Here is a 17490-nt window from a genome sequence, read left to right as displayed (position 1 = left end):
CGCCGGCTAATCCTCCAGGCAGGCGATGGAGTCCGGGCCTCCCGGAGAAGCGCTGCCGTCGGCCCGTACCAGGATCACCTGAACGCAGATGGGCGGCTCGAGAAAACCGGAGACGAAAGTCCTCTGCGTGGCTGTCGTTTCATAGTCGCCGTCCGCTTTCGCCGACTTGGTGCGCCACTTGTACGTGTCATCCCCCTGAGGCTGCGGGTTTGTCCAGGAGAATTCAATGATGTTCCGGTCGTGGGACGTCCGCGCTGCGGCAAGGCCTTCGACGTCGGGAACGGTGCCCTTGTCGAGGGCATCGGCGGGCTGATTGTTCACCTGCTGCGTCTCGACTGCTTCGGGCGTGTGCGGGGCGGCGTTTGCCACCACCAGGCCCACGACGGCGGCGAGCGCCAGCAGTGTGCCCCCGGACAGGGCGAGCCAGAGGTTGCGCTTGCCGTGGTCCCTGACGGGCGCCACGGCTGGTTCGTCCACCCTTGCCGGCCGGTGGACAGTGGTGTCAGCGGCGCCGGTATAGGAAGCATCGGCGGCGTGCACGGGCCCGCCGTCATTGGGATGCGCGCTCCCCGCGGTGCCGCGCAGGACCGTAGCCTGGGCCCATTCCTGCGGGCCGCCGTCGTGCCTAACGTCCTGGTCCAGGAGGCCGGCGGGGACCTGCGGGGCGGGCGCCGCCGGGGACGCGGGCAACGCCCCTGCTGCGGGAAGGCGCGACGGCGGTGCGGCGCTTCCTGGGCCGCCGGTTCCCCGGTTGTTGCCTCCCTTGCTTGTGTCCTGGGGCCACGTGCGTGCCGGAAAGGTGGGCGCGCTGCCTGTCCGCTCCGGATCGATGGCGGCGATGCTCCGGACACGGGTCTCCTCGAAGCCGTCGTCCGGGTGGCTGTCCTCCTGGTGCGGTTCCTCCAGCACCTCGAACGGCGTGACGGAGAGGTTGAGCTCGGCCTGGATCCGCTGCAGGGCAAGGGCGAAGGCGTGCGCGGACGAGTAGCGGGACTGCGCGGACTTTGCCATCGCCGTGGACAACGCCAGTTCCAGGGACTCGGGCACGTCGGCGCGGCCCAGCCGGGGCAGGGCCATGGTGCTGATCCGGTTGATCAGCTCACGCTGCGAATTGTCCGCGCCGGGCATCACGAAGGGCGACCGGCCGGCGAGGAGCGTGTAGAGCGTCGCGCCGAGGGCCCAGACGTCCACCATCACCCCGTCCACGCTGCCGTCCCTGAACTGCTCGGGCGGCGACCACGGGATGGACATGCCGGAGTCGTCGTCGGAGTCGCCGGCCAGCGTGCCGGAGATTCCGAAGTCGGTGAGCGCCGGGCGGTTGTAGTCGGTCACCAGGATGTTGGCGGGCTTGATGTCGCGGTGGGCAATGCCTGCGCGGTGGGCTGTTTCGACGGCGGACGCCACCTGGATGCCGACGGCCAGGACCTCATCCACGCTGAAACGCTGACGGCGGTACCGGACGTCAAGGCTTGGCCGGGAGCAGTATTCCATGGCCAGGTAGGAGTGCCCGGCGTCGGTCACTTCCGCTTCATAGATCGTGACGATGTAGGGGTGCGAGGACAGCTGGGCCATCAGGTTGGCCTCGGACTCGAAGCGGCGGCGGGCACCCTCAGTCTTCAGGTCCGAGAGCAGCACCTTGACGGCGACTTTCCGCCGGGGCCGGTCCTGCTCATACAGGTAGACGTCGGAGAACCCGCCGGAGCCGAGCAGGCTGATGTACGTGAACCCCGGGATGTGGGGCGGCGGCGCTACAGGCCGTTTGGAACTCAAAGAATCTCCTCAAAACGCAGCGAGATGTTGTCTCCCAGTTCGGCGATGTCGCCGTCCAGCAGGATGGCCATCTCGTTCTGGGCCAGCCGGCGCGGCGGCTGGCCGTCCCGCACCAGGACGGTGCCGTTGGTGGCTTTCAGGTCGCAGAGCATGACATGCCAGCCTTCCAGCCGGACTTCAACATGGGAACGGGAGATGTCGCCGCCCGGACTCGCCACCTGGACCAGGCGCGGCATAACGCCGCCCTGCACGCGGGATACGGACGGCTGCCGGCCGATGACCAGGGACTGGTCCAGATCCAGCAGCTCGCCGGTGGACAGGCGCATCCGGCCCAGCCTGGGACGGGCCACCTGGACGGCGTCAGGCAACAGCGCCGCTCCACATGCTGCGCATTGGGCACGGGTGGGAGGGTTCGCGTGGCCCTGGGCACAGACCCGGGCCAGCACAGTGGGCCCTGCGGCGGGATCCGGGGAGGCGGCCGGGGCGGGATGGGACACCATACCGGCGAGGCTGCCCTTCATCACGGTCTGGCCGTCGTGATCACCGTCAAAGTCCACTGCGGCCTGTGGATGCGCCCCGCCCTGCCAGCCGGACCGTTCCGGCGGCGTTGTTCCCGCCACGGGTGCCGGCAAGGCCGACGGCGGTGTTCCCGGGGTTGGCGGGGTTGGCGGGATTGACGGGGTTGGAGGCGCGGCGATGTGCGCCGCCGCGGCTCGGGGGGCGGTGATGTGCGCCTCCGCCTGCGCCTGCGCCTGGCCGGAGACTGGGTTTCCGGTCCGCCAGGGTACGGAATCAATAAGGGTCCCGGCCTGGGCCGGGCGTGCTGCTGACTCGGACCCGTTGCCGGATCCGGTCCGGTGCCCGGGGCCATCAAGCGGACCGGAGCCCGGCGCGCTTGCGGAGTCCCCGCTGGTGGCGGGCACGCCCGGCACCTCCCCCTCGTCGGCGGGTTCAAGCGCCGCCCGCTGGGTCGCCGGCTCCAGGGCCGGGGCTTGGGCGGCGACCTCGGCCGGGGCCCGGGAAGAGGCCTGCGCAGCCGCGTCCGCCTCCGCGTCTTCCCGCACGGCCGCATCTTCGATGTTCCGTATCACCGTGCGCTCCCACAAATGGTCATAGGAACCCGTGAGGTCGCTGGCCGTCACAGTTTCAGCCTGTGCAGACCCCGCCCCGCCAGGTGTGCTGCCTGCCTCCGCGGTCCCTGGTTGAGAAGCGTCGTGCGGCGTGCCGGATAACTGAGAACTCGAGGATTCCGGGGCGTGCCCCTGGCCTTCCATCTCCGGCTGCCCGCCGAAGCCCGCATCGTCGTGGTCCGTTTCGTTGTGGTCCGGATCGTCGTGGTCCGGATCGTCGTCGATAACCTCGAGCACTGTTTCCGCTGACACCCCGTGCTCCGGCGACACCGTCATCTCCAGCGCATCCGTTTCGGCTTCAACTTCCAGGTGCCCTTCGATGGGGGTTTCGGCGTCAACCTCTCCCTGAAGTGCAGCGGCGCCGACTGTCGTCTGTACTGAGCCGGCTCCTGCCTGTCCCGTAGCCAGCGCAAGGGTCAGGGACTGCAGCAGGACCGCCCCCTCACCCAGCCGAAGTTCCCGGTGCCCCTCGGAAGCAGCGTCCGGAATGGTGAGTGTGCACTGTCCCGGCATATCGAAGCGGCGTTCGTTCCAGGTAGTCACGTCCCGGCCGTTGAGCTCCACTGTGCCGTTCGGCAACGCGACGGTGAGCTCCAGTTCCCCCCGCAGGAACACCCGCAGGGGCCCGGTGAAGTCGAGGATACCGAAAGACGGGATGCTCGCCAGGGAGCCGCCGGAGCTGCTGGTGACGGCATGCAGTACTTCGTGGACCTCGGGTGTGTCCGCCAGCAGGGTCCAGAGCGCATCGGCAAGGGCGGGCGGTGTGTCCGGGCCGAGGAGGACGGCGGTCCGGGAACGGACGATGCCCAGCCAGGTGCCCGGTACATAACTAATGCCGGCCATGGTCGGGCTCCCCGTTGTCGTCGCTGCCCTGTTCATTCTTCGCTTCCGGGCCCTGGCCGTTGTTCGTTTCAGCACCCTGGTCCGGCGTCTGCCCCGTGTGCTGCCCTGCGTCGTCCTCCCCTGCGTCCTGCTGAGGCAACGGCTGGGTGGCCGACTGCACGGCCTGCGAGCGGGGCAGCGTCACTTCGTCTTCCGCGGAGGAGTCGGGCCGCGGCGTGGTGGTGGCCGCGCCGGCGTCGTTCAGGACGTTGCGGGCGTCCACTACGATCACCGTGACGTTGTCCCTTCCGCCATTGCGCAGTGCGGCCTGGATGAGGGCATCCACGGCGTCCTGCGGCTGGCCCACGGTGCTGAGGATCCGGAAGATATGTTCATCGCTCAGTTCTGAGGTGAGCCCGTCGGAACACACCAGGATGCGGTCCCCTTCCTCAACGGGAAGAAGCCAGTAGTCGGCCTCCGTCTCGTCTCCCGTGCCCAGGGCCCGCGTGACCACGTGGCGCCGGGGGTGCACAGTGGCCTGCTGGGGGGTGATCTCGCCGGCGTCCACGAGTTCCTGGACTTCGGAGTGGTCAACACTGATCTGTTCGAACCGTCCCTGGCTGAGGCGGTAGGTGCGGGAGTCGCCGATGTTCATGACCAGCCAGTAGGGCACGCCCATCTGCTCCACGATTACGGCACCGCTCAGGGTGGTGCCGGCGCGGGCGCCGGTGGCTTTCCGGATGGAGTTGTCCGCCCGGACCAGGTATTGCTGGAGGACCGCGGCCGTGGCGGTCCGCTCGCCGGTGGTGAGCTGGGGCATGGCGGCCAGGGCGCGGACGCACAGTCCGCTGGCCACCTCGCCGGCCTCGTGGCCGCCCATGCCGTCCGCCACTGCGAAAACGGGATCGGAAGCAATGTAGGAATCCTCGTTCAGCTCCCGGCGGAGGCCCCGGTCGGTTCCGTAACCGCAGGTAAGGCTGAGGCCCGGCCCCGGCTGCATGGTGGAGGGAACGCTGGCGGGCTGTTGGTTCATGCCTGTCCTAGGTAAAAGGTTCGGTCTCCAAAATGAACACTGGATCCCGGGGTAACAAAGGTGGGGACACCCGGCACAAGTGTTGTGCGGAGTCCGTCTGGGGTGGTCACGGCGCTGCCGTTGGTCGAATTCCGGTCGGTCACCCAGATTCCTGCGCCGTCCGTGAGCAGGTGCAGGTGGGTCTTCGAGATGGAGCGGCCGGGATCGTCAACGGCCAGCAACTGCGCATGCTGTTCACCGGCCTGGCCCACAGGGTTGCGGCCCACCAGCACGCTGCGGTCCAGCTGGAAGTCGCGGCCGTCGTCGAGCCGGATCCTCAGGACGGCAACGGGAGCAGGGCCACCGGTTCCCGGCCGCACCTGCGTGCGCTCGACATCGTCGTCCGGGTGGTACGACCGGACCTGCTGCGGGGCCGGTGACTGTGGAGCAGCCGGAGCCGCTTCCAACCCCGCGCCGGAGGGCGGCGCAAAGGACGCCGGGGCGGTGTACGGCATCGTCTGGGAGGGCAGCGTAACGCCCGGCGCCTGCGTAGTGGCCACCGGCGCCTGGCCCGGACTTGCCGGGCCCTGGGCATTGATGACCGTGGGAGCTTTGGCACCGGCCACCGGCGACAGCACCTGCTGCACGGGCGGCAGGTCCAGCGGCGCGAAACTGTAGGGCCCCTGGATGCCGCCGGTGGTGATGGGGTCGCGGCCGGCCTTCACGTCAAAGACAAGCGTCTTGGCAGCGGCATCGTGCCACCCCCGAAGCCGGCCGTTCTTGTCCCAGCTGTTGGATACCACCACCAGCACGGCCCAGGCCGCGCCCACCAGCATCAGCGGCGTGAGGATGAACAGGGCGGGACCGAACCATTGGAAGACCACCACCAGGATCGCCGCGAGCAGCGCCAGCAGGATGCCGGCACCCGTGACCAGGCCACGCAGGAAGACGGCACCTGCACCGGGGGCGTAGCCGTCGTTATCGGCGCTGCGGATGCCCATCAACAGGTTTCCCGGAGTCTTGCCGGTCCGGGCTTCGATTCCCATCACCACGAAGGTGTAGACGAGGGTAAGCCCCAGTCCGATGCTGCCGAACAGCACCAGGGACGCTGTGTCGTAGGTGATAAACCCGCCGCTTCGGGTACGGGTGATCCCCGCAAAACCAATGGCGAACGTCACCACCAGCACTGCCAGCGGCGGCAGCCAGTCAATGACGGCGGCACCGAGCCGCTTGCCCGCCGTGGCCGGAACAAGCTGAAGGTTTGTTGCCATTCCCGTTCCTCCCCCTGGAGCGGCACCCACCTGGGCAGTGGAACCGCCGGAACTCCCCTGCCCCGTGCCCGCGATGCCCGCGGCGTGATGGGCCGGGGGCGTTTGTACTACCGGGATAGTACCGGGAATCGCCGGCCTGTGCGCGGCGCGCAGGCCGGTACGGGAGTCCACGCCGTGGTTCGGCCTGCGGTCCAGGTTGCTGGTGCTCCGCGCCGACCGGTTGGGCAGGGGCGCACCACAGGCCGTACAGAAAGCCGCCCCCGTGCGGATCAGTTGCTGGCATCGCGGGCAACGTTCGGCGTCGGAGGTCACTGCGTCATGGATCCTTGCGTGGGAGGTGCTGTTGTGGGCGGTTGTCCTGTGCCTGGCTGTCCTGTGCCCGGCTGTCCTGTGCCCGGCTGTCCTGTGCCTGGCTGTCCTGTGCCTGGCTGTCCGGCCGGCGGGGCCTGCGATGCAGGACCGTCAGCCGGCTCCTGCCCCGGCCCCGGTCCTGCCGCGGCACGGCGCCGCCCGGGCAACGTGATGGACGGCAGGGCCGGCAACGCCAGGCGTGAACCCCGCAGGTTGAGGACCGTGCGGGCATCGGCAAGCAGGGAACGCGGGGAGAACCTCGCCTGTTGCCGGCGCCAGAATCCCATCGTTGCGGTCATCTCGGTCAGGGAGCTGTCCACAATGGTCCAGTACTCCCGGACCTCGTCCTCGGTGGGCTGGCCGGCACCAAAGATCGATGCGTCGGCCCGTCGTGCCAGCAGGGTGGTTGTTTCCCTGCTGGCGGGGAACGCCTCGGCCAGGACCGCGGCGCTTTCCCGGCGCGTGGCACGGGTATCAACGGCGGCGCCCAGGTCCGTGGCAAGGCTCACCACCTCGCTCCAGCCTCCGCCGACCCGCTGCGCAGGGTGGCCGTCGCTGAAACGCGACTTCCGGCGTCGTGATTTCAGCAGGGCAATCAGCAGCAGCGGCAACGCAAGGATGGACAGCGGGATCAGGGCGACGCCCAGCGCGCCCAGCAAAGCACCCCAGAACAGCCAGGGGTTGTTCTTCTTCTGGTCGGCGTCCAGCGCATCGGGCGAGGAGTCCGGCGGAAGGTCCGCGGGCTCCTGCGGCGGGGGCGGCGGCTGCAGCACCTGGGGCTTGGGCTTGGACTTGTTTTCCGGGTCCGGCGGAATGGGAACGTTGTCCTTCGGCGGGGTGGGGTCGAAGCTGACCCAGCCCACGCGTTCGAAGGCCACTTCCACCCAGGCATGGACGTTCTTGCCGGTGATCTTGACCTCGCCCGCACCGTTTTCGGGGCTGGTGGGATCAGGGTAGAAGCCCATCACCACGCGGGACGGAATGCCCAGGTGGCGGAGCATCAGGGACATGGCGACGGCGTATTGCTCGTCGTCACCGAGCATCTGTTTCGCCGTCAGCAGGTTTCGGATCCGGGCGGCACCGTGCCCGGAGACGCTGGGCAGCTGGCCTTCACTGACCAGGCCGTTGCTGAAGGCGCCGGTCTTCTGGAAGTGCGCTTCGATCTGGCGGACCCGGTCAATCGCGGTGGGCGCATCTGCAGACAGGTCGTTGGCCTGCGACGCTACGACAGGCGGCACCTCCAGGGCATCCGGCAGGGTGATTTTGGCGAAGTCGTACTGGGTGAGCTGCCCGTGTTCCAGCTTGACGGGGTCGGACACCTGCACACTGTACGAATCGCCGCGGGACAGCCCGTTGGTGGTGACGGCGGTGTCCGTGCCCGAGTTGAAGTAAAGGCCGGAGGCTGCGGTGGAGGCACCCTGGTCAAAGCTGAGGCCTGTGGTTTTGCGCCCGCCCGGAACAAAGAAGCCCTGGTAGTCCTCGATGGTGATGTTGATGGCGTAGTCGTTGGTGGGCACGGTCCCGGAGGTGTCGGCCAGCGTGTTGATGGATTCGGTATCGCCCACCTTGCTGAAGTTGCCCGATCCGTTGGGGTCCATGTTGTAGTTGGTGCCGTTGAAGGCGTCCAGCGCCCCCAGGCGCACCCGGGCATCGCGAGGGAGGCCCTTGACGACGAACAGGGTGTCGTCCTTCTTGTCCTTGACGAAGGTCCGGAAGCTGGCCAGCGGAGTGATGTAGTCCTTGGGGTCGAACGGCGGGACCACCACATTCCGCAGGACTTTCCGGTCGTTGCCGGCGGTGACCAGCGGGGCGGACAGTGCGGTGACGGCCACGCTGACGGCGATGACGCCCGCGGCCATTCCCAGCCGCCGGACCTTGGCACGGCGGGCGGTGGAGGAATCCGTCTGCGGGTTGTTCACCGAGACCTTGCGGGTGCTGTTCCGCCGCAGGGCGTCCCGGCGGAACGTTGCCCAGGCGATTCCCAGGACCGTGAGGCCGATGCCGCGTTCGAGCGTGAGGAACGCTGCGTTGGTGCTGAACGCGATGCCCGTGACGAACAGGACCAGCACGGGAAGGAGCGGAAAGTAGGGGCTCCTGGCGCGCCAGGTCAGGATCGCAGCGATCAGCGCGGTGATCATCGAGCTGAGGAAGGGGACGATGAGCACGCCGCCGGCCGTTCCAACCGGCACGCCGACCGTGAGCATGTCCTTCCACGCGAAGACGATGCCCAGCAGCAGGATCCGCAGCGAGTCCAGGGTGGGAACAAACCCCGCGATGGCCGAGTTAGGGACCGCCAGCAGCGTGCCGAACACCAGGTAGGCGCCCAGGGCGAGGGCTGTGGTGATCAGCAGGCCCAGGCGGAGGTGGGCATTGACGACGCCGATGGCCAGGCCGAGGATAATCCCGCCAAAGCCGGACAAGAGGTAGTAGGGATCGCCGCCGAAGCTCAGCCCGAAGCCGAGCAGGCCCAGTCCCAGCAGGACTGTCAGGGCGCCGGCGTCGAGCATGAAATGCCATCGCGGCTGGCCGTCGTCGAACGGCGAGCCCTGCTGGTTCCTTGACGCAGCGCGGCGGGAGGTCATGCGCGGGCCCTGGCCCGGTGCGGAGCTCATGCTGCCGCCTTTCTCAGCACGATGGCAAGGTCGGCCAGGTCGCCAAGCGTCAGCACCGTCAGGTCTGCGATGTTGGCCCTGGTGGGGGCGGCCCCCGCCTCGATCCTCACGGCGAGGCTGCGGACGCCGGGCGGAACAGACACCGCCGCGGAACGGAGCTGCGTGGCGGTCACGTTGCTGCCCACCACGAAGAAAATGACGGAGGCGTTGGGGACAGTGTCTGCCAGGGTCCTGGCGAGGTCGACGGCGGTGCGGCGCATGGGGGTGCCAACAATCCTGGTCATGTCATCCAGCATGTTACGGCCGGTTTCGCAGCGCAGCGGGCCTTTTTGGGTGAGGATATCCAGTTCCCGCTGTTCGCGGATGGCCTGGCGGCCGATCGACGCTGCCGCTGAGATGGCCATCTCGAATTCGGTCTCGGAGGCATACTCATCAGTGTTGATGGACAAGGAGATGGCAAGGTGGGCGCGGCGGGTTTCCTCGAACTGGCGCACCATCAGCTTGTTGGTCCGCGCGGTGGTCTTCCAGTGGATGTGCCGCCGGTCATCGCCCGGGACGTAGTCGCGCAGGGCGTGGAAGGACACGTCGGCGCTGGACAGGTCCGTGGTGGGCATGCCTTCCAGGTCGCGGATGAATCCGGCTGCGGAACCGGCGAGGGCAACCGTGCGGGGGTGGACGAAGAGGTCTTCCGGTTCGGTCCACAGGACCTGCCGGCGCAGGAGGTGCAGCGGGTCCGCGCGGACGGAGCGCACGGGTCCCACCACGATCACGGCGCGGCGGGCCGTTGGGATGGTGAACAGGTCCTCGTGGACCTGCTGGGGTTTCATCCGGGGAAGGTGGAACACCGCGGTGGCATTGCCCACCGGCAGTTCCAGTGCTGCCGGCAGCAAAGGACGGGCCGACGTGTTGGACACGGCGATGCTGCCCACGGCGCTGTCCCCAACGGCCACCCGTGTGCGGGCGAGGTCCAGCACCACTCCGTAGGAGGATCGGCCCAGGATGAAGCCCACCGCAACCAGGAGCATGACGAAGGCTGCAATGGCAGCTGCCTTGGCCTCCTGCCACCCGAAGGCCTGGCCTGTTGCCCAAAGCAGGATGGAAGCGGCAAGCACGGACCAGCCCAGGACGCTGACCACTGACAGGACCGGCCAGGCGTACTTCAGCCAGGCGCCGCGGACCGCCCGCCACGCTGGTGCCAGTGCCAGTCCGGCCGTGCTGCTCGCTTCGGCCCAGACGGCGGCCGGGTGCAGCCGGGTGGGCTGGCCGTTCCTGGCGAAGGGTTGCTTGAGACGCTCCGTGAGACGGATCAACGGGGTGCCGCTGGACATATGTGTGCCTTCGTTATGTTGCGCTGGATTATTTTTCGCGGGGGTGGCGGCGGTCAGGCGTTGGTGCGCTGCTGCGGGGCGGCGACGTCCGCGAGGATACGGGTCAGCACAGCCTCGGCTGTGGCTCCGGAGAATTCCGCTTCCGGGTCCATCACAAAACGGTGCGTCCACACCACGGCAGCCAGTTCCTTGATGTCGTCCGGGAGGACGAAGTTCCGTCCCTGCGAGGCGGCCCAGACCTTGGCGGCACGCACCATCGCCAGCGCGCCGCGGACCGAGACGCCGAGGCGGGTCTCGGGGGCGTTGCGGGTTTCTTCGCACAACCGGGAAATGTATTCAAGGACGGCCGTGTCCACATGCACCGTGGCGGCGAGGTCGGCCATGTCAGCGACGGCCTGGGTGGTGATGACGGCCGACAGTTCCTTGGAACGGTCCTTGAGGTTGGACCCGCCCAGGAGGCGCACGGTGGAGGCGTGGTCCGGGTAGCCGATGGAGGTCTTGATCAGGAAGCGGTCCAGCTGCGCTTCAGGAAGCCGGTAGGTGCCGGCCTGTTCAATGGGGTTTTGGGTTGCCATCACCATAAACGGCCGCCCTGCCTCGTAGGTGACGCCGTCCACCGTGACGCGGGATTCCTCCATCACCTCGAGCAGTGCGGACTGGGTCTTGGGCGAGGCGCGGTTGATTTCGTCGGCGAGGACGATGTTGTTGAAGATCGGGCCCTTGTGGAACTCGAACTTCTGCGTTTTCTGGTCGTAGATGGTGACGCCAGTGACGTCCGAGGGCAGCAGGTCCGGGGTGAACTGGATGCGGTTGTTCGAGCCCTGCACCGTGGCGGCGAGGGCCCGGGCCAGGGACGTCTTGCCTGTTCCCGGCGCGTCTTCGAACAGCACGTGGCCCTCGGCAAGCATGGCCGTGAACGTCAGCCGGATGACGTGTTCCTTGCCCAGGACGGCCTGGCCCACATTGGCAACAAGTTTCTCGAACGTGTCGGCAAACCAGGCGGCCTGCTCGGTGGTCATGGTCATAAAAGTGTTCCTTCTTGAGTGTGAGGCTTTGTCAGTTTCATTCGTGAAATTGCTGCTAATAGCTGCTTGGGCACGACCCCATGCCGCCAAAGGCACCGTTGACGGTGTCTGCACGAATGAATCGATTCGTGTCTGTCCAGCGCTTTCCGTCCTTGCTGTAGATGTAGTACCACCGATGCGATCCCCAGCCATCCCGGAAACACTCAAGCTGCAGGTTCGAGCCTTGAGGCATCCAGGTTGACGCATCACAGTCTCCATCCCACTTACCGGCTCCGCGGGCTTCCTCAAGACAGCTGTTGACGTTCACTACGGCAGCCCAAGTTCGCGGTCCCGGAGGCGGTGGCGCCGATCCGCTGCGTGAGGTGTCGCTGCCGATCCGGCCCGGCTGACCGGCGCTGATTGCCCGCACCCGGAGGGTATGGGTTTCGCTGTAGCCGGCACCCGCGGAGAAGGATCGCGCATCGGTATTCGTCCAGGCACCGCCGTCGAGGCTGTACTGGTAGCCGGTCACGGGCCGGCCATTGCCGCTGGGCTGGGTCCAGGTCCAGGAAACCGACCGTTCCCCCTGGGGCTTGCTGGCCCCCGTCACCACGGGAGCATCCGCCAGGCCGTACGGGTTGACGGAGTTGGACGGGGCGCTGGCATCGCCGGCAACGGTACTGCGGGACGACACGGCCCACACCACAACTGCAGTGTTAGTGCCGTTGGGGGCTGCCACCACGCCTCCTCCGGCCGGGATGGTTCCGGAGCCGCCTCCCGACGTGAGCCTGTACTGGTAGGTAATTTCGGCCGGGGCGGACCCGTTCCTCTGCGCTTCCGTCAACACGGTGAAGCGGACGTCGATCTTGCCGCCGTTGCCGTCGGTGTCCACCAGGGCTGCCGTGGGAGCAGCCACGGTTCCTGGCTTGCCCACGGCGCGGATTGCCGCCGATTGGGTACTGGTTGCACTGGTTCCCGCCTTGTTGGTGGCGGAAACCGTGAATGTGTAGTTGGTTTCCGAGTTGTCCACCGTCACGTTCTGGGACGTACCCGTCACCTGCTGGGTGTTGACCACAGCACCGCCGCGAAGCGTGGTCAGGGTGTACGCGGACACGGCGTCGCCGTTGTTGTTCGGCGCCGTCCAGGTCACCTTCATCTGGCTTTGGCTGCCAACCGAGGATGCCTGGGCAGCGGTCGGCGCCGCCGGGGTTGCGGGGACGCCGGCCGGCACTTCGGCAGCCGAGTACGGGCTCCACTCGGACGGTTCCTTGGCATCGTTGCGGGCCAGGACCCGGACCTTGTAGGAGACGCCGTTCTGCAGGCCCTTCCAGACGTAGCTGACAGCCGTCAGGTTCTGGATCTGGGCGTTCTGCCCTGCCGGCGGCGGCGAGATCTCCAGGTCGTAGGACTTCACCGGGGAACCCTTGCTGGCCGGGGCGGTCCAGTTGATGGACAGCTCCTTGTCGCCGAACTTCAGCGAGGGCGCCAGCGGGGTGTCGGGCTTGACGTCGGGACGGACCTCAGCCGAGGCCGGGGACCGGTCGGACTCGCCGAACTCGTTGGTGGCGGTGACCTGGAAGTGGTACTTGGTGTTGTTTACCAGTCCGTTGAGGGTGCAGGTGTTGGCGGGGCAGTCCTGCTGGAACCCGCCCTCGCCGTACACCGTGTACTTGGTGATCGGGGAGCCGCGGTCCGCCGGCGCCGTCCAGTTCAGGAGGGCCGTCCGGTCCCCCACGCTTTGCGCCTGCGGGGTGGCGGGCGCCTGCGGCTTGTCCTTGACGGTGAGCCGGACGCGGGCCGTCGCCTGCCGGGAGGAATCCCCTGTCTTGTCGGCCACTGTATAGGACACCACCATGGTTCCGGTGAAGCCCGGCGCCGGGGTGACCGTCACGGCGTCACCGTTCACGTCAACGTTGCCGCTGCCGGTTTCCGCCCCGGCCGCGATGATCTTCAGCGGCGTTTCCGGGAAGGGGTTGGCGTCGTTGGCCAGGACATTGACCGTCACGGGCTTGCCGGCGGCAGCGTTGTCCTGGACATCGTCATTGGCCACCGGTTTGGGCCGGTTGGACGCGGTAACTGACAGCTGGTACGTGGCCACTGCTTCGAGCCCGCGCGGGTCCCTGGCCTTGACCTGGACGGCCGCGGTGGTTCCGGTGCCGCTCGAATCGGCTGCCGATACTTTGAGGGTCTTGCCGTCGACGCTTGCGTTGAAGCCGGCGGGTGATCCTCCCAGCAGCTCATACTTCATCTTTTCGACGTCGTCCCGGTCAGGATCTGAGGTCAGCTTGCCCAGATCGGTGCTGGCGGCGTCACCCTTCGGCACCTCCACGCTTGAGCCCAGGAGCTCCGGCGGGTTGTTCCGGTTGGGATCGGGCAGCACCTTGGTGCGGATGCTGAGCGTGGACTTCAGGCCAGCCGGGTCGTCCGGCCCGGTCCCGTCCGTCACCTCGAAGGTCAGTGACCCCGGCCCTACATAGTCGGTACCTGCTGTGTACTTCAGTCCGGTGCCGTCGCCCGTGACGGGATCGCTGCCGTCAGAACCGATCAGCTTGATCCGGTCAGTCTGCGTCAGCCGCGGTGAACGGCCCTCCCGGACCTTCACCCACTCGTCCAGGTCGACGTCGGCGGACTGGCCGGCGATGACCTCGATGACCTCGTCCTTGGCCAGGGTGGGCACCTGCTGGCCGAGCCCCGGAACCCAAATGACCGCCGTCGACTGCTGGCCGTCCACGTCCTCGACGGTGTAAGGGATGAGCTGCGGCTGCTCGGTAAGGTCCACGATCATGGTGCCGTCGGTCCCTGGCCGGGCGGTGGTGGCCTCCGTGCTGATCTGCAGGTTCTCCCCCACGCCGTCGGGATCCTCGTCGTTCTTCAGGACGGGGACGTCCACCGCGGATTTCCCCATGGTTTGCGCGGACGTGACCCTGTCGTCACGGGCGATCGGCGCCTTGAGGGGAACCTCGTTGTCCACCACCACACCGATGGCAGCCTGGGCGGAAGCATCCCTGTCGTCGGCGATGGTGTACCGGACGTTGACGGTTCCGGCTTCGCCCGGTGCCAGCAGGATGATCCTGCCGCTGGCCTTGCTGACGGTGGCCTGCAGTGCCGGGTCTGCTTCGATGCCGTTCGTCAGGATGCGGATGAGGTCGCCGTCCGGGTCCGTGTCGTTGCCGGTGGCGTCGACGGCGATCTGCCGGCCCGGGCGGACCCGCACCTCGTCATCCACGGGGGTGGGTTTCTGGTTGGTCTCGCCGCGCGGCGCGATGCCCACAGTCACCGTTCCGGTGTTGACAGCCCCCTGGCGGTCAACCACCTTGTAGCGGAAGGTGTCTGTTCCGGCGCCGTCCCCGGCTGCCGTGAAGTCGATGAAGTTGCTGCCGACGGCGGCCGTTCCCATCGCCGGGGTGCTGTCGATGCCGGTGAGCTGGACGGAGTCGCCGTCCGGATCGATGCCGTCCAGGGGAACGGGGATCCGGACCGTGCCGCCGGCCACCACGCGTGCGGTGAGGTTGCGCGGCTGCGGACGCGAGTTTTCGGCACCTTCGAGCGGAAGGACATGGATGGTCACCGCGGCAGCGCTCTTCTGGCCCTGCGGATCCACGGCGTTATAGATGGCACGCACCGTTTTGGGCTGGCTGCCGGCAATGAACCGCAGCGTGTTTTCCGAGACGAAGCTCTTGCCGTCCACCGGGTTCACGCCCTGCGGCAGGACCGGATCCACGGTGAGTTCCTGGCCCTGCGGGTGGGTGTCGTTGTCCAGCACCGGGATGGTTACGACGTCGTTCACGCGGACGTTGACCTCGTCCGGTTTCGGCTGTGGAGCCTCCACCACGGCGGGGGCGGGGACCGGCACAACCGAGACGCTCCCCGTGGCCGATTTCCTGCCGTTGGACATGGTGTATTCGAACAGGATGGGGTCCTTCGTCCCCAGGATGTCCGTGATGCGCAGGACGCTGTGGTTGATCACGCTGACGGATGCCGTGGAGTTTTCGGGCAGCCTGACGGACTGGAGTACCAGGACCCCGCCTGACGGATCGGAGTCATTGGCGAGGGGGTCCAGCAGCACGCTTCCGCCGGTGGGCATCAGCGCAACGTCGTGGACGGCGACGGGGTTGCCGGTCTCATCCCCGGATTCGACGTCAACGCGGATCAGGCCCTGGCTGCTCTGCGGGCCGTTGCTGGCGATATAGGTCAGGTACACGGGGCCGGGGGTGGTGCTGCGGAAGGTGAACGTGCCGCCGTCGGTGACCGGGCCGAGTTCGGCCGGGCCGTTTGCTTCCACCTGGGCGAGCCGGAGGGCGCCGCCGTTGGGGTCCACGTCGTTCTTCAGCGGGGAAATGACCAGGTCCTGGCCCACCACGGCCGTGACGTGGTCCGCACTGACCACCGGCGCTAAGGCCCCCGGCGGCTGGACGTTGACCACGACTTTTCCGGTCACGGTGGCGCGGCCGTCCCAGATGGTCACCTCGACGTTCTTCTTGCCGGCCGTGGCGCCCGAGTCCTGGAACGTCAGGAGACCGTCGCGGCGGACTTTCACCTGGTCCTGGTCGTTGTCTGCCTTGGCGTCAAGGAGGACCAGGTCGTCGCCGTCGGGGTCGATCCAGTCCGTGAGGATGTTCTGGCTGACGGTCTTGCCCTGCTCCACCAGCATGGTGGTGTCATCGCCGCGCTTGAACTGTGGCGGCTTGTTCTCGTCAGGGCCCACCACGCTGAGCGTGACCTGGCCGCCGGCCGAGAGGCCGCGGCCGTCCGACGCGTTGTAGTTGAACGTCTCGGTGCCCGGTTGCGCATCTGCCGGGACGGAGACCTGGAAGGCCGTGCCGCCGTAGATGTTCTCAAGGGTGCCGGATTTCGGGCCCGTATCCGCCAGGGCGGCGGTGAGGACGTCGCCGTCGGGATCGGAATCGTTGTCCAGGATGCTGAGGACGGTGGTCCGTCCGGGGCGGACGCCGACGGCGTCGGGCTTGGTTTCCGGCGGACGGTTGGGTTTGGTGCGGTCCGGCAGGACGTTGACGGTGTTGTTGTCCGCCGATTCCTGGTCCTGCTCGTCGGATTCGTTTTTGGGTGGAATGACGTCGTCCCAGTTGTTCACGAGCTGCATGTTCTGGTTGACCAGCCACACGTTGCCCGAGTTCACATCGTTCAGGACCACCAGGTCCCGGTTCACCCGGAAAACATACGACGGCGACGCACTGGCCTTGGGCACATCCACGTTCTTGTCAGCAGCATCATCCACACAGTCCCGGACGTACTTGTTCGCCCCTGACCACGCCGCGTGCACACACCCGCCCAACTGCACCGGCGCAGCCGGGACACCCTCGCCGTCGAACGTCACCGTTTTGGCCGTGCCGCCATCCAGCGGCTGCTTCAGCAGCGCCTTCTGCGTGGAAACTGCCACAAAGTCGCTGGCCGGACCGCCCTGCTGCAGCTTCGCCTCGCGGGCGTTGTCCAGCTGCAGTCGCTTCCCGCCGGGCAGGAACAACTCTCCCGCAGCCGCATCAAGAACCACCGGCTGGTCCCCCACCACCGTGATCTGCAGGTCGCCCGCGCCCTTCAACTCGCCCCACGTCTCGGACTCCGAGGACGTGACCTCACCGTTGGCATCAACACCGGTCACCGTCACCACACCCGACTCCGGATCCGCCGAGTAAATCCGGTCATCCTCCCCCACAGCCGACACGGTGCCCTCGGAGCCCACCAGCACCGGCTCGGTAGCCTCCTCATCAAAACCATTCACCGTCGACGGCGACACCGCCCACACCTTGCCCGAGGCCGCATCCGTCACCGAGATCACCTCTGAGCCGAAACTCACATCAGCCGCCCCCGGCAACTGCTTATCCCCACCCAGGCGCATGTTCGCCGGCGACACCTGGTTCAACGTCGAACCAGACTCATCATCCACAAACACCTCCCCCGCGTCCTGCAAAATGTCGAACGTCGTGGACGCCGGCGTCACCGCACCATCCAGGACACGCGACGGATAATTCAGCCGCCCCACCGCATTCTTGGACTTCGAGACCACCCACACACCACCATCGTTCAACTCCACCTCAGTGGTCTTGAACCCCGGATAGAGCACTGCCCCGGTCACCACAACAGCCACTGCGGCACCAAAGGCAGTGCCGGTGACGATCTTGTTGTGGCGCCGTTTCAATTCAAGTTTCCCCAGCAGACTTGTCACAGCGATTTT

The 17490-nt window shown here is 67.3% G+C and carries 8 protein-coding genes; all 8 read right to left on the bottom strand.

Annotated elements, in window-relative coordinates; translation table 11 throughout:
• Positions 1-6 precede the first annotated feature (6 nt).
• Genes AC5RWA_RS12910 through AC5RWA_RS12875 form a run of 8 tightly spaced genes read right to left on the bottom strand, consistent with a single transcriptional unit; the run spans position 7 to position 17481 of the window.
• Entirely contained in the window at positions 7-1770 is a 1764-nt protein-coding gene (locus AC5RWA_RS12910; RefSeq protein WP_494057924.1) for a serine/threonine-protein kinase, read from the bottom strand.
• The gene (locus tag AC5RWA_RS12905) at positions 1767-3743 is read right to left on the bottom strand and encodes an FHA domain-containing protein (RefSeq protein ID WP_494057923.1); all 1977 of its coding nucleotides are present in this window, start codon (positions 3741-3743) and stop codon (positions 1767-1769) included. The genes AC5RWA_RS12910 and AC5RWA_RS12905 overlap by 4 nt, the downstream gene beginning before the upstream one ends.
• The gene (locus tag AC5RWA_RS12900; RefSeq protein ID WP_494057922.1) at positions 3730-4755 is read right to left on the bottom strand and encodes a PP2C family protein-serine/threonine phosphatase; all 1026 of its coding nucleotides are present in this window, start codon (positions 4753-4755) and stop codon (positions 3730-3732) included. Before AC5RWA_RS12900 ends, AC5RWA_RS12905 begins: the two co-directional genes overlap by 14 nt.
• Positions 4752-6317 (bottom strand): RDD family protein, encoded by a 1566-nt coding sequence (locus AC5RWA_RS12895; protein ID WP_494057921.1) that lies wholly within the window; start codon positions 6315-6317, stop codon positions 4752-4754. The genes AC5RWA_RS12900 and AC5RWA_RS12895 overlap by 4 nt, the downstream gene beginning before the upstream one ends.
• Positions 6314-8968 carry a transglutaminase-like domain-containing protein gene (locus AC5RWA_RS12890; protein ID WP_494057920.1) on the bottom strand — a complete coding sequence of 885 codons (2655 nt, stop codon included), beginning with the start codon at positions 8966-8968 and terminating at the stop codon, positions 6314-6316. Before AC5RWA_RS12890 ends, AC5RWA_RS12895 begins: the two co-directional genes overlap by 4 nt.
• Positions 8965-10296, bottom strand: a complete 1332-nt coding sequence (locus AC5RWA_RS12885; protein ID WP_494057919.1) for a DUF58 domain-containing protein — start codon at positions 10294-10296, stop codon at positions 8965-8967. The genes AC5RWA_RS12890 and AC5RWA_RS12885 overlap by 4 nt, the downstream gene beginning before the upstream one ends.
• A 53-nt stretch (positions 10297-10349) precedes the next feature.
• Positions 10350-11321: an AAA family ATPase gene (locus AC5RWA_RS12880; protein WP_494057918.1), complete on the bottom strand. Its 972-nt coding sequence runs from the start codon at positions 11319-11321 to the stop codon at positions 10350-10352.
• A 55-nt stretch (positions 11322-11376) separates the two neighbouring features.
• On the bottom strand, positions 11377-17481 hold the full coding sequence (locus AC5RWA_RS12875) for an Ig-like domain-containing protein (protein ID WP_494057917.1): 6105 nt from the start codon (positions 17479-17481) through the stop codon (positions 11377-11379).
• Positions 17482-17490: the final 9 nt, after the last annotated feature.

This window comes from Arthrobacter sp. 210 2, assembly GCF_059093025.1.
The sequence above is the reverse complement of the archived record's forward strand: the minus strand, read 5'-3'. Positions and strand labels throughout refer to the sequence as shown.